Source organism: Ruegeria sp. BB5 (assembly GCF_056539405.1).
In genome coordinates, this window is sequence record NZ_JBQFUX010000001.1 from 1,079,966 (window position 1) to 1,092,269 (window position 12,304).

The following is a 12,304-nucleotide window of genomic DNA, read 5'->3' on the forward strand; positions in this document are numbered from 1 at the left end:
ACATTGTGACAGGCACTGTCCAAGGGGTTTGCATGCTGCTGAATATCGACAAGGTCCAGAAATCCTATCCCGGCGGGCGGCCGGTGTTGCGGGATGTGTCGCTTACGCTGGATCAAGGTCAGACGCTGGCTCTGACCGGTGAAAGCGGCAGTGGCAAAAGCACGCTTTTGAACCTTGCTGCCGCTTTGGACAGCTTTGACGGCGGCGAGATTACGCTGGACGGCACCGCCCTTTCTTCGCTGGATGACCGTGGTCGGGCCGCATTGCGCCGTGAGAGCGTGTCGTTGGTGTTTCAGCAATTCAATCTGATACCATCGCTGACGGTCGCTCAGAACCTCTCATTTCACGCCCGATTGGCGAACCGTGAAGACACCGACTGGACCGCGCAACTGGCTGAACGGCTCGGTTTGTACGACTTGCTGACGCGCTATCCTGAAAACCTGTCAGGCGGTCAACAACAGCGCGTCGCCATCGGTCGCGCTATGGCCCCCCGGCCTAAATTGTTGCTGGCGGACGAGCCAACCGGCAATCTGGACGAAACCGCCAGCGCGACCGTGCTGGATTTGATGCTTTCGCTAGTTGCCGAGACAGGTGCCGCCTTACTGTTAGTTACGCACTCGCCAGACATCGCGGCGCGTCTGGATCGGCGGGCGCATCTGACCGGTGGCCATATCGCATGACTGGGGCAATCATACAGGCATTGCTGTCGCATTGGCGACGTCACTGGCTGCAACTGGCAACGCTGTTGATTGGCATCGCGTTGGCGACCGGGTTGTGGTCGGCGGTGCAGGCCATCAATGCCGAGGCGCGCGCCAGCTATCAACAGGCCAATGATCAGCTTGCGCTGGGTCTGTTTGATGAGCTGCGCGACCCGTCCGGCCCGATCCTGGTTGAGCGTTATGTCGCGCTGCGCCGTGCAGGTTGGCAAGTGGCAGCTGTTTTGGAAGGCCCCCTGCGGATTTCGGGACGCACGGTACAGGTGATGGGCGTTGACATGGTCGCCTACCCGGTCCTGCCCGCCGTGACCCAGATAGAGCAAAGCGAAACGCCCCCCGACCCGGCCGACATGTTGACCGCACCGGGCCGCTTGCTGGCTGCGCCTGATCTTGCACAGGTGCTGCGCGGGCAAAGCGGTCTGCCGCCGATTCTAACCTCTGACACGGTTCCGCCTGATCTGATCTTGACCGATATCGGCGCTGCCGAGACACTTCTGGACAAATCCGGGCAGATCTCGCGCCTGATAGTGCTGCCCGATCAGCCGCTTGGCGTGCCTCCGCTATCCGAGATCGCGCCTGAACTTGAACGGATCGCAGCTTCGGCGCAGTTGGATGCGGCCAGTCTGACGGATAGTTTTCATCTGAACCTGACCGCATTTGGACTGCTGTCCTTTGCCGTCGGTCTTTTTATTGTTCATGGCACCGTCGGGCTGGCCTTTGCGCAACGGAGGGCGATGATCCGCACCCTACGGGCTCTGGGTGTCTCAATGCGGCGTTTGATCTGGGTGATCATGGCTGAATTGACCGCGTTGGCCCTGATCGGCGGCACCTTGGGCCTGATCCTTGGGTTCTTTCTCGCCGGAGCGCTGCTGCCTGACGTCGCGGCCACTTTGCGCGGGCTTTACGGCGCACCTGTCGACGGGCAAATGTCCTTGCAACCGCGATGGGCGCTGGCGGGGCTGGCGATGGCATTGGCGGGCACAATGTTTGCCAGTGGCCACGCCTTGTATCGATTGGCGCGTATGCCCTTGCTGACTGGTTCCGGGGTTCAAGCTTGGCGTGGTTCAGCCTTGGGACAACGCAGCGCGGGCCTGATCGGTCTGGCCCTGATCGTGGGTGGTTTTGGCATAGGGTTTGCCTTTAGCGGGTTGGTTGCCGGGTTTGTGATGGTCGGCGGCATTCTCACCGGAGCGGCACTGACTCTGCCCTATCTTCTGTCCCTCGCCCTGTCGGTTTTTCATCAGCGCGCCCGAGGGCCGATCGCACAATGGGTCTGGGCCGATATGCAGGCGCAATTGCCGGGTCTGTCTTTGGCTTTGATGGCACTGCTGCTGGCTTTGGCCGCGAATATTGGTGTCGGAACCATGGTTTCCAGCTTTCGCCTCACCTTTGTTGGCTGGCTGGATCAACGCCTGACGTCCGAGATTTACGTGACAGCCACTGACAACCAACAAGGTCAACAGATTGCCCAATGGCTAGGCCCGCAGGTGGACACCGTGTTGCCAATCCGCAGCGTTGAACTGACCCACGAGACCGGGCCGTTGTTCTTATACGGAATTGTGGACCACCAGACTTACCGCGATCACTGGCCTCTGATCGCCTCGTCAGATGATGTCTGGGATCGCGTCCTGACGGGTGAGGCCGTTTTAATCAACGAACAGCTCGCCCGCCGTGCGGGTTTGTGGCCTGGGGATTCGCTGACCCTGAATGCAGGGCATGCGCTGACCGTGGCAGGTGTTTATTCGGACTACGGCAATCCGACCGGTCAGGCGATCGTATCAATGCCGCAGCTTGACCAAATTGCTCCGGGGGCTGACACCCGCCGGTTCGGTATCCGCCTTGCACCCGAGCGCGCCACCGAAGTAACGCAGGCGTTGCGAGACCAGTTTGACCTGCCTCGGCGGGCCGTCGTGCAACAGGCCGCCATGAAAGCGCAATCGCTGGCGATCTTTGACAAGACCTTTGTGGTGACTTCCGCACTGAACGTACTGACACTGGGGGTGGCGGGATTTGCCATCCTGACCAGTTTGCTGACCTTGTGGACGCAGAGGCTGCCGCAGGTTGCCCCGGTTTGGGCGTTGGGGCTGACACGCGCGCAACTGGCACGGCTAGAGGTGTTGCGCAGTGTGCTGCTGGCGGCGTTGACGGCCGTGCTGGCCTTGCCACTTGGGTTAGTTCTGGCCTGGGCGCTGTTGGCGGTGATCAACGTACAGGCTTTTGGCTGGCGACTGCCGATGTTTCTGTTTCCTGCCGATTGGGTCTATCTGTTTGTGCTGACCCTGCTTGCCGCCTTTGCCGCCGCAGCCCTGCCCGCATTGCGCTTGATGCGTTTGCCACCCGCCGACCTGCTGAAGGTATTTGCCAATGAACGTTAAAGCTTGGCTGTTTGCCCTGGTCCTATTACTGCCCTCTGCCTTGCACGCGCAAGGCTATGCCGGGCTGGGCGGGTCAGCCGACGGGTTCGACATCCCCAAACCAGGTTACCAGTTCGAATTTCCGCGGGATCACGGCCCGCACCCATCCTTTCGGATCGAGTGGTGGTATCTGACTGCCAACCTGACCGGAGAAGACGGGCGCGATTACGGCATTCAATGGACCTTGTTCCGATCCGCCCTGAAACCGACCGAGGCCGAAGGTTGGCAAAGCCCTCAACTGTGGTTGGGACATGCTGCTGTGACGACTGAGGAAGCGCACTATTTTTCCGAACGCCTGTCGCGTGGCGGCATCGGTCAGGCTGGGGTGACTGCCGAACCATTCGAGGCCTGGATCGACGAATGGCATATGCGCGGGCCTGATCCCAGTGCCTTGTCCTTGTCCGCGAGCGGTGCCGAATTTTCCTATGACCTAACCCTGACAGCCCAAGGTCCACTGGTGTTTCACGGAGAGGACGGATACTCGGTCAAGTCCGCCGATAGGCAGGCCAGCTATTACTATTCTCAACCCTTCTATGACGCCGAAGGTGTACTGCGACTGCCCGACGGCGATGTCGCGGTCACCGGTCAGGGCTGGTTGGATCGTGAGTGGTCCAGCCAGCCGCTTGCCGCAGATCAAAGCGGGTGGGATTGGTTCTCGCTCAGTTTTGATGACGGCAACAAGCTTATGGCCTTTCGCCTGCGCGGCGGGCGCGGAGATTTCACAGCGGCCACATGGATCACAGCAGATGGCACCGCTACGCCCCTGCCCGATGGCTCCGTTTCGTTCACACCGCTGGATACGGCACGAGTCGCTGGTCGGGACGTGCCTATCCAGTGGCGCGTGACATTGCCTGATCGCGATTTGCAGGTCGACGTATCGGCGATCACACCCGATGCCTGGATGGCGACGCGGTTCGAATACTGGGAAGGCCCCGTAAGGGTCTCAGGCAGCCACTCTGGGCGCGGCTACCTTGAAATGACCGGATACTAGCGCACCACGTAAACCGAGACCGTCGAATGCCGCACGACCCGCGCCGCGTTCGGACCCAGAAGATAGTCCTTGAGGTCCGGTTTGTGTGCGCCGATCACGATCAGATCGCTGTTCGCGCTTTCAGCGGTCTTCAAGATCTCCTGATAGGCTGTTCCGGTGGCGACGACGTGGCGGATTCTCTCGTTCCGCTCTGCACCCAAAGTTGCCGTACACATATCGGTCAGTTTGGTATGCGCCTCATCCAGCGCCTTTTCGTGGAAATCCGGTTGGAAAAAGCCGGACACCCAGCTTTCTCCGAAATCTGGCAGTACAGTCACCACGTCCAGCTGCGCGCTATCCTGATCGGCCAAAGACGCCGCGGTCTTCAACACATGTACGTCCAGATCGCCATTGCTGATATCAACGGCACAAAGAACAGAGTTTGTCATGCGGGCACCTCTTGTCTGGCGGCGCGGCCGCGTTGAAGGAAAGCGATCAGCCCCAGCAGAATCATCGCCGGGATATAAATCAATTGCTTCGGCGGCTGACTGGATGGCAGGCTGACCGAGGTCAGACGCACCGCGTCATCCGCGTAATAGTCGAAGTTATCCAACTCATCCGCGACCGGGGTGCCAAACAGCGGCTCGTCCAGTTTGACCAGACCGTCCTCTTCGATCAGCATCAGGCCCATGGCGTCCACACGCGCGGCGCCACCCTCTTCGCTGCCAACCGGCACTACGACCGTAGTGTCCGTCATCTCCAGAGTGTCAAAATCAGGGCCGCTAACAACAAGGCGGACTTCTGTTCCCGGCGGCGTTTGCCCGATCGTTTCAACGAATGCCGACGGTTCAATCGACGCATAGGGCGGTGAAAGCCGATCCATGAAGAAGTCGGGCCGGAACAGCGCAAATGCAACGAAGATCAGCGCGACGCTTTCGTAAATACGGCTGTGCGTCACGAAATAACCCATCGTCCCCGCAGTAAAAACAAGGATGGCTATGGTTGCGAATATCGCGACGGTTATCCCTTCAACCCAGGTGACGTCGATCAACAGCAGGTCCGTATTGAAGATGAACACAAACGGAAGTGCCACGGTGCGCAGGCTGTAGAAGAACGCGGTGAAACCGGTTTTGATCGCATCGCCGCCTGACACAGCCGCCGCCGCAAAGCTTGCCAGCCCGACCGGAGGCGTCACATCCGCCATGATCCCAAAGTAGAAAACGAACAGGTGCACGGCGATCAGCGGCACGATCAGGCCGCTCTGCGCGCCTAGTTCGACAACCACACCAGCCATCAGCGAGCTGACAACGATGTAGTTCGCCGTGGTCGGCAGGCCCATGCCCAGGATCAGGCTTAGGATACCAACCATCACCAGCATCAGGATCAGGTTGCCGCCCGACAGGAACTCGACCAGATCGGCCATCACCTGCCCGACACCAGTCAGGGTAACCGTGCCAACGATGACACCTGCAGTCGCGGTAGCAAGGGCGATACCGATCATGTTGCGCGCGCCGTCAATCAGGCCCTGCCAAAGGTCGGCGACACCATCGATAAAGCTGGCGTTCAGGTTACTCTGCCCTCGGAACAACGCCTTGAGGGGCTTTTGAGTCAGCAGGATCACGAACAGTAATGCGGTGGCCCAAAACGCTGACAAACCCGGCGATTTCTGTTCGATCATCAGGAAATAAACCAGAACGATGATCGGCAGCAGATAGTGCAGCCCGGCCTTATAGATATCGGCGATAACCGGCAGCGTTACTTCTTTGGCATTCGGATCATCAGGTTCCAGATCCGGCACCTGAGCCGCCAGATACAGCAGCACCACATAGACTGCGCAGACAATCAGGCTCAGGACCAATCCGGCCGCCGAGGGCACCCAGCTGGTGACCGCATCGACCGGGTATTGCGAGCCATAGCAAAGCCCCGCAAACACAAGGAAGAACATCAACATTCCAACGACAGTGCGCGCCAGATGGACGTCGCGATCACCCAATGTGGGCATGTTCCGCTTCACCGCTTCAAGATGAACGATATAGACGAGCGCGATGTAGGAAATCGCCGCTGGCAGGAACGCGTGGGTAATCACCTCGACATAGGAAATGCCCACATATTCCACCATCAGGAAGGCCGCAGCGCCCATCACAGGCGGCATGATCTGGCCGTTCACTGAGGATGCAACCTCGACCGATCCAGCCTGTTCACTGCTGAACCCGACGCGCTTCATCAGCGGGATAGTGAAGGTTCCGGTGGTAACCACGTTGGCAATGGACGAACCCGAGATCAGGCCGGTCGCCGCCGAGCCCACGACCGCTGCCTTGGCCGGGCCACCACGCAGGTGGCCGAGGGCACCAAAGGCCATCTTGATAAAGTAGTTCCCCGCCCCGGCCTTATCGAGCAACGCGCCGAACAGCACGAACAGAAACACGAATTTGGTGGAAACACCCAAGGCGATGCCGAACACGCCCTCGGACGTGATCCACATGTGGCTCATGGCCTTTTTCAGGCTTGCGCCTTTCCAGCGGATAACCTCGGGCACCCATTCAGATGAGCCAAAGAACACATATGCCAGAAAGATCGTCGCGATAATGGCCATTGCAGGCCCAAGCGCACGGCGCGCGGCCTCGAACAACAGCAGCAGGCCGGCCAATGCGACCCACTTGTCGGTGTCATCCGCAAGACCGCCCGCATCGACGATCTTTTCGTAGAAGAAGTACCCGTATAGCGCAAGAAACGCGCCAGCGACCCCCATTATCCAGTCCTGAACCGGGATATAGTCACGCGGGCTGGACTTCAGCGCTGGATAGGCCGCAAAGGCCAGAAACATGGCAAAGGCCAGATGAAACTGACGTGCATTATTCACGACGCTGCCCGGCAACACATAGTTGGCGATAGGAGATGCTAAAAGCACCTGAAAAATCGACCAGATCGCCGCCACAACGGCCAGAAAAATCCCGACATTGCCGACCGGATTACGCCCACCCGCATCGGACGAGGCTACAAGTTCCTGCAGCTCTTCTTCGGATAGCGGACGATTGGATTGTGTGTCGGAACTCATGCAAATGTCTCCCCGTCGCGGCCTTTTTGGCCTTTTGAACCACCCGTTATTTTACGGGCTTGGGTTGCAGGGCGCCCGTGGGCACCCTGCCTTAAGTCTGGTTTACTGAATCCAGCCTTTTTCTTTGTAGTACTTCTCGGCACCCGGATGCAGCGGAGCCGACAGGCCGTCCGCGATCATCTCTTCGGGCTTGAGGTTTGCAAACGCCGGGTGCAGCTTTTTGAAGTCGTCGAAGTTTTCAAAGACCGAGCTGACAACTGCATACACCGCGTCTTCCGACACGTCTGCCGAGGTCACGAAAGTCGCGCCAACACCAAAGGTTGCGGTGTCACCGTCGGAACCGCGATACATGCCACCGGGGATGGTTGCGGTGCGGTAGAACGAGTTGTCGCCAACCAGCTTGTCCACGGCGTCGCCGCTGACATTCACCAGCACGGAATCACACGCGGTGGTGGCTTCTTGGATCGAACCCGAGGGGTGGCCAACGGTGTAAACCATCGCGTCGATCTGGTTGTCGCACAGAGCAGCAGACTGTTCAGCTGCTTTCAGTTCGGTCGCCAGTTCGAAATCGTCGGTGGTCCAACCCATTTCGCCCAGCAGGACCTCCATGGTGCCGCGCTGACCGGAACCGGGGTTACCGATGTTGACGCGCTTGCCCTTCATGTCTTCAAAGTTCGTGATGCCGGAATCGGCACGGGCAACCACGGTGAACGGCTCGGGGTGTACCGAGAAGACGGCGCGCAGACCTTCGAAGGGACCAGCCTCTTCGAATTTCGAGGTGCCGTTAAAGGCGTGGTACTGCCAGTCGGACTGCGCCACACCAAACTCCAGCTCGCCTTCGCGGATGGTGTTGATGTTGTAAACCGAACCACCGGTCGATTCGACCGAGCAGCGCACGCCGTGCTCTTTGCGGCCTTTGTTGACCAGACGACAAATCGCGCCGCCTGTCGGATAATACACACCGGTCACACCACCGGTGCCGATTGTGATGAATTCCTCTGCATACGCGGCCGGAGCCATAAGGGCCGCGGTGACGACCGCGCCGAGGCTAAGCTTGCTGCTGTTTTTCATTTTCGTGAACTCCCAATTCTTTTGGTGGATGGGAGACTGTTAGCGGTCCCATCCGGGACCTGCCGGTACGCCAACTGTACCTGTCTTGCAACAGGCACAAGCGACTGAATTTCCAAAATCTCCCAACACCTTCGACGTTTCATTCAGATACTCAACTTGTCAACCCCCGTACTCGGCCTGACACGCCCACGCCGCATATCTGAGGGCTTTTTCAAAACTTTCCCCCCAGAATGCCCATCTCACAGGTCTTTTGGGTGGTCAGGAACAATTCTTTTGAAACTCGGTTCGGTGATCTCTAGTGTCAAACCGACATTCACAGACACCTGTAAGCGCAGGGCTGGAAACGAATTTGTTCTGCAACCGTCAGGAAAGGCCATTTAAAATGAAGCCCGCGTCCCCCAGCCCGTTGCTTGTCATCGCTCTGACCATCAGCGCAGCGATTGCGGCCTGGGGTATAGTCGACCCGCAAGGGCTGGGGCGGCTTGCATCCGCAGCGGTGGCCACGCAGTTCAACAGCCGTGGCTGGTTCATCATGCTTGAGGTCAGCGGCCTGCTGTTTGTCACGCTGTATCTGGCCTTGTCCCGATTTGGCGACATTCGCCTTGGGCCCGACGGGGCCGAGCCTGAGTTTTCAACGCCTGCCTGGATCGCCATGCTTTTCGCAGCTGGCATGGGCGTTGGTCTGTTGTTTTATGGCGCGGCCGAACCCCTGACCCATTTCGAGGTTCTGCGCCAATACAACCCCGATCCCATGGCCGCCGGTCATGCCTTGTTCATCACCTATCTGAACTGGGGATTTCACGCTTGGGCCATCTACGCGATCGTCGGTCTGGTCATCGCTTATTTTGCCTATCGTCGAGGGCGCACGCTACTGCTGAGCGCCCCTGTAACCGATACATTGGGTGAGGCCCGTTGGACCAAATCTCTGGGATGGGTTTTCGATCTGCTCTCGATTGTTGCGATAGCCGTGGGCTTGGCCGGTTCGCTGGCGATGGGCGTATTCCAGATTCAAACCGGCCTGGCTGGTCTGATCGGGATTGCTTCACCTGGCGTGCTAACCCTGCCCGTTTTTGCCTTGCTTTGCGTAGCTTATATCATTCCGCTGCGCCGCGACCTTGGCGAAGGGATGTCTCTGCTGTCCAATATCGCGATGCTGATTGCGGTTGGGATGATGGTCTATCTGCTGATCCTTGGCCCCACGTCGTTCATGATGGACGGCATCGTGTCAGGCTTCGGACGCTACCTCTTCGGCGTTCTTCCGGCTGGATTCTCTACAGCTGAATTCTTCGACGACATCATCGTCGACTGGTTCCACGGCTGGACGCTGAACTATATGATCTGGTGGTTGGCCTGGTCGCCTTTTGTGGGCATTTTCATCGCACGAATCTCACGCGGGCGCACGATCCGAGAGTTTTTGGTTGGTGTCATCGTTGCCCCCACCCTGTTCTCGATCTTGTGGTTCGGTATTTTCGGTGGGCTGGGTTTCTACGACACTCTGCGTCAGGACGGTACCCTGTCCGCCGTTAACGCCGAGAATCTGGACGCGACGACCTTTGCCCTGCTTGCAAAGTTCCCACTGGGCGGTGTGACGCAAATCGCCACTGTTTTGGCCGCGTTCCTGTTCGTTGTAACCAGCGTCGTAAGCGCAGGTTTCACACTTGCAATGATCGGCACCGGAGGCGACGAGAACCCGTCGCCCCGCATCCGCACAATCTGGGGCATTATTTTGGGGGCATTGGGGCTGGCGATGATTCTGGTAGGCGACATTTCCGTGGTCAGATCAATCATCGCACTTTCGGCCATGGCGTTCGTCTTTATCGTACCGATCCTCGTGATCTGCCTGTTCAAAAGCCTATCGCGAGAGGACCGGACATGAGCGGACAGTTTGTTGATACCATGCTGAATGTTGTCGTTTTCGCATATATCGGATTCCTGATCTGGTTGATCTTCACAGGCTTTCCCAAGGCATCCAAACCTGCCAACTCTGAGACTCAGGCAAAACGTCACCAAAACGAAAAGATGTGATTTGGCAGTATGTGCAAACGCAATGCCGAAAAAGAAAAAACAGAGAGCAGGTTTCCCTAACCCTCTGTTTTTACTTTGGTACCCAAGGCCGGACTCGAACCGGCACGGTATCACTACCGGGGGATTTTGAATCCCCTGCGTCTACCATTCCGCCACTTGGGCCACGACCATTGGATTAGCGCCCATAACCGGGAAGGTCCAGAGGCAAAAAGCAACCAAAATCCAGTTTGTATTCGCGGTGATGCTTGACGCCTTGCCGGGCGCGTGGTTTGGCTTGCGCTACGTTAGAACAGGATTTTAGCATCTTATGTTGCGATCGCTTTATGACTGGACCATTCGTCTGGCAGAACATCCGCATGCATTGTGGGCGTTGGCCTTCGTGGCTTTTATCGAAAGTTCGGTCTTTCCGATCCCACCTGATGTTTTGATGATTCCCATGATTCTGGCCCGCCCGTCGCGGGCTTGGCTGATTGCATCGGTCGCACTGGTCTTTTCGGTGTTGGGGGGCTTGCTGGGCTATGCCATTGGCGCGTTCTTTTATGAAAGTCTCGGCCAACCGATTCTCGAGTCGATGGGCAAAGCCCACGCCATGGAAGAGTTCAACACCCGCTTCAACGATTTCGGCTTTTGGGCCGTGCTTGCGGCTGGGGTTACCCCCTTCCCTTACAAGGTCATTACCATCATGTCCGGTTGGACTGGTATGCCGCTGGGCACTTTCATCGCCACCTCTATCCTAGCCCGTGCCTTGCGGTTCTTCATGGTTGCCGGTCTGCTTTGGGGCTTTGGAGAACCGATCCGGGCCTTCATCGAGAAGCGGCTGGGCCTTATGTTCACTCTGTTCGTCATCCTGCTGTTCGGCGGATTTTTCGTGGTGAAATACCTATGACTCGCAAAAACACTCTGATCCTGATCGCTACGGCGGGGTCTGCGGCACTTCTGCTTGGGGCGTGGGGGTTTCAGTACCTCGGCGGCTTGGCGCCTTGCAAAATGTGTATCTGGCAACGTTATCCGCATGCCGCCGCCGTTCTAATCGGAGCAATGGCTTTGGCCCTGCCACGGGCAACGCTGTTGCCATTGTTGGGCGCGCTTGCAGCCCTAACCACGGCTGCAATCGGCTTGTTTCACGCGGGGGTCGAGCAGAAATGGTGGGAAGGCCCGTCTAGCTGCACGTCCGGTGACATCGGCGGCCTGTCGACAGAAGATCTGATGGAACAGATCATGTCCGCCCCGCTGGTGCGTTGCGATGATATCCCCTGGCAGATGTTGGGCTTGTCAATGGCAGGTTGGAACGCTGTCCTGTCCGGCGTGTTGGTGCTGGTCTGGATCGCAGCCTGGCGCGCTCGTTAAAGTTCGTCCAGTTCCGCATCCCAATAGAGAAAGTCGATCCAGCTGTCATGCAGGTGGTTCGGCGGGAACTTGCGCCCAATATTGCGCAACGCCTCTGATTCCGGTTGGCGCGGAGGCTTGCGCAACGTCATCCCCGCCTGTCGCAGTGACTTAGACCCTTTTTTTAGGTTGCACGGGCTGCAGGCCGCCACGACATTCTGCCAGCTTGTGACGCCCCCTGCCGCACGCGGTACCACATGGTCAAACGTCAGATCACCCCGGCTCCCACAATACTGACAGCGGAATTCGTCCCTCAAAAATAAATTAAAGCGCGTGAAGGCCACGCGCTTTCTAGGTTTTACATAATCTTTCAGGACAACGACCGAAGGTATTCGTATCTCGGTACTGGGGCTTCGGACGACTTCGTCGTATTCAGCCACTATGTCCACCCTGTCCAGCCAAGCAGCCTTGATCGCCTCTTGCCACGGCCACAGGGATAACGGGTAATAGGACAAGGGGCGATAATCGGCGTTCAAAACCAATGCCGGATGATGCCTGAGCGCACCGGGTTCCCTGACAAATTCGGTCCTGAAGTCTCCATCCATCTCAGAATCGCTCCTCGCTCTGCTCTGCCCGTTTTTGACATCAGAGCGGGGAACACCCGCCCCGGCCTTAACTTAACTATATATCGTGTTAAATCTCTGACAAGCCCTGAGTTTCCACAATA

11 protein-coding genes and 1 tRNA gene are annotated in these 12,304 nt (G+C 58.0%); 7 read left to right on the forward strand and 5 right to left on the reverse strand.

The genetic code is table 11. The annotated features are described in order from the left end of the window. Positions 1-32: 32 nt before the first annotated feature. From ACR0DL_RS05360 to ACR0DL_RS05370, 3 genes are read left to right on the forward strand one after another with little or no spacing between them, the layout of a single operon-like run. Positions 33-680: an ABC transporter ATP-binding protein gene (locus ACR0DL_RS05360; RefSeq protein WP_480687953.1), complete on the forward strand. Its 648-nt coding sequence runs from the start codon at positions 33-35 to the stop codon at positions 678-680. After that, positions 677-3,091, forward strand: coding sequence for an ABC transporter permease (locus tag ACR0DL_RS05365; protein ID WP_170409972.1), 2,415 nt, complete (start codon positions 677-679; stop codon positions 3,089-3,091). The genes ACR0DL_RS05360 and ACR0DL_RS05365 overlap by 4 nt, the downstream gene beginning before the upstream one ends. Next, positions 3,081-4,121, forward strand: coding sequence for a lipocalin-like domain-containing protein (locus ACR0DL_RS05370; RefSeq protein ID WP_480687956.1), 1,041 nt, complete (start codon positions 3,081-3,083; stop codon positions 4,119-4,121). Before ACR0DL_RS05365 ends, ACR0DL_RS05370 begins: the two co-directional genes overlap by 11 nt. Here the strand turns inward: ACR0DL_RS05370 and ACR0DL_RS05375 are convergent. The 3 genes from ACR0DL_RS05375 to ACR0DL_RS05385 form a co-directional block, all read right to left on the reverse strand. After that, positions 4,118-4,549, reverse strand: a complete 432-nt coding sequence (locus tag ACR0DL_RS05375) for a universal stress protein (protein WP_480687958.1) — start codon at positions 4,547-4,549, stop codon at positions 4,118-4,120. The two genes, ACR0DL_RS05370 and ACR0DL_RS05375, sit on opposite strands and share 4 nt — an antisense overlap. Beyond that, positions 4,546-7,155 carry a TRAP transporter permease gene (locus ACR0DL_RS05380; RefSeq protein ID WP_480687960.1) on the reverse strand — a complete coding sequence of 870 codons (2,610 nt, stop codon included), beginning with the start codon at positions 7,153-7,155 and terminating at the stop codon, positions 4,546-4,548. Before ACR0DL_RS05380 ends, ACR0DL_RS05375 begins: the two co-directional genes overlap by 4 nt. A gap of 102 nt (positions 7,156-7,257) precedes the next feature. Then, positions 7,258-8,226: a TAXI family TRAP transporter solute-binding subunit gene (locus tag ACR0DL_RS05385; protein WP_170348796.1), complete on the reverse strand. Its 969-nt coding sequence runs from the start codon at positions 8,224-8,226 to the stop codon at positions 7,258-7,260. Between the two features lie 382 nt (positions 8,227-8,608). Between ACR0DL_RS05385 and ACR0DL_RS05390 the strand changes: the two genes are divergently transcribed. Further along, positions 8,609-10,102 carry a BCCT family transporter gene (locus ACR0DL_RS05390; protein ID WP_480687962.1) on the forward strand — a complete coding sequence of 498 codons (1,494 nt, stop codon included), beginning with the start codon at positions 8,609-8,611 and terminating at the stop codon, positions 10,100-10,102. Continuing rightward, positions 10,099-10,251 (forward strand): hypothetical protein, encoded by a 153-nt coding sequence (locus tag ACR0DL_RS05395; protein ID WP_480687964.1) that lies wholly within the window; start codon positions 10,099-10,101, stop codon positions 10,249-10,251. The genes ACR0DL_RS05390 and ACR0DL_RS05395 overlap by 4 nt, the downstream gene beginning before the upstream one ends. Before the next feature lie 76 nt (positions 10,252-10,327). Here the strand turns inward: ACR0DL_RS05395 and ACR0DL_RS05400 are convergent. Further along, positions 10,328-10,413, reverse strand: a tRNA-Leu gene (locus tag ACR0DL_RS05400). Between the two features lie 145 nt (positions 10,414-10,558). Here ACR0DL_RS05400 and ACR0DL_RS05405 point away from each other — a divergent pair. Then, positions 10,559-11,137 carry a YqaA family protein gene (locus tag ACR0DL_RS05405; RefSeq protein ID WP_170348799.1) on the forward strand — a complete coding sequence of 193 codons (579 nt, stop codon included), beginning with the start codon at positions 10,559-10,561 and terminating at the stop codon, positions 11,135-11,137. Further along, positions 11,134-11,598 (forward strand): disulfide bond formation protein B, encoded by a 465-nt coding sequence (locus tag ACR0DL_RS05410; RefSeq protein ID WP_480687966.1) that lies wholly within the window; start codon positions 11,134-11,136, stop codon positions 11,596-11,598. The genes ACR0DL_RS05405 and ACR0DL_RS05410 overlap by 4 nt, the downstream gene beginning before the upstream one ends. Here the strand turns inward: ACR0DL_RS05410 and ACR0DL_RS05415 are convergent. Further along, the gene (locus ACR0DL_RS05415; RefSeq protein ID WP_170348801.1) at positions 11,595-12,182 is read right to left on the reverse strand and encodes an HNH endonuclease; all 588 of its coding nucleotides are present in this window, start codon (positions 12,180-12,182) and stop codon (positions 11,595-11,597) included. The two genes, ACR0DL_RS05410 and ACR0DL_RS05415, sit on opposite strands and share 4 nt — an antisense overlap. Between the last annotated feature and the right edge of the window lie 122 nt (positions 12,183-12,304).

Coding starts and splice junctions, on each gene's coding strand:
- ACR0DL_RS05360 (WP_480687953.1), top strand. CDS start 33: ATGCTGCTGAATATCGACAAGGTCCAGAAATCCTATCCCGGCGGGCGG.
- ACR0DL_RS05365 (WP_170409972.1), top strand. CDS start 677: ATGACTGGGGCAATCATACAGGCATTGCTGTCGCATTGGCGACGTCAC.
- ACR0DL_RS05370 (WP_480687956.1), top strand. CDS start 3,081: ATGAACGTTAAAGCTTGGCTGTTTGCCCTGGTCCTATTACTGCCCTCT.
- ACR0DL_RS05375 (WP_480687958.1), bottom strand. CDS start 4,549: ATGACAAACTCTGTTCTTTGTGCCGTTGATATCAGCAATGGCGATCTG.
- ACR0DL_RS05380 (WP_480687960.1), bottom strand. CDS start 7,155: ATGAGTTCCGACACACAATCCAATCGTCCGCTATCCGAAGAAGAGCTG.
- ACR0DL_RS05385 (WP_170348796.1), bottom strand. CDS start 8,226: ATGAAAAACAGCAGCAAGCTTAGCCTCGGCGCGGTCGTCACCGCGGCC.
- ACR0DL_RS05390 (WP_480687962.1), top strand. CDS start 8,609: ATGAAGCCCGCGTCCCCCAGCCCGTTGCTTGTCATCGCTCTGACCATC.
- ACR0DL_RS05395 (WP_480687964.1), top strand. CDS start 10,099: ATGAGCGGACAGTTTGTTGATACCATGCTGAATGTTGTCGTTTTCGCA.
- ACR0DL_RS05405 (WP_170348799.1), top strand. CDS start 10,559: ATGTTGCGATCGCTTTATGACTGGACCATTCGTCTGGCAGAACATCCG.
- ACR0DL_RS05410 (WP_480687966.1), top strand. CDS start 11,134: ATGACTCGCAAAAACACTCTGATCCTGATCGCTACGGCGGGGTCTGCG.
- ACR0DL_RS05415 (WP_170348801.1), bottom strand. CDS start 12,182: ATGGATGGAGACTTCAGGACCGAATTTGTCAGGGAACCCGGTGCGCTC.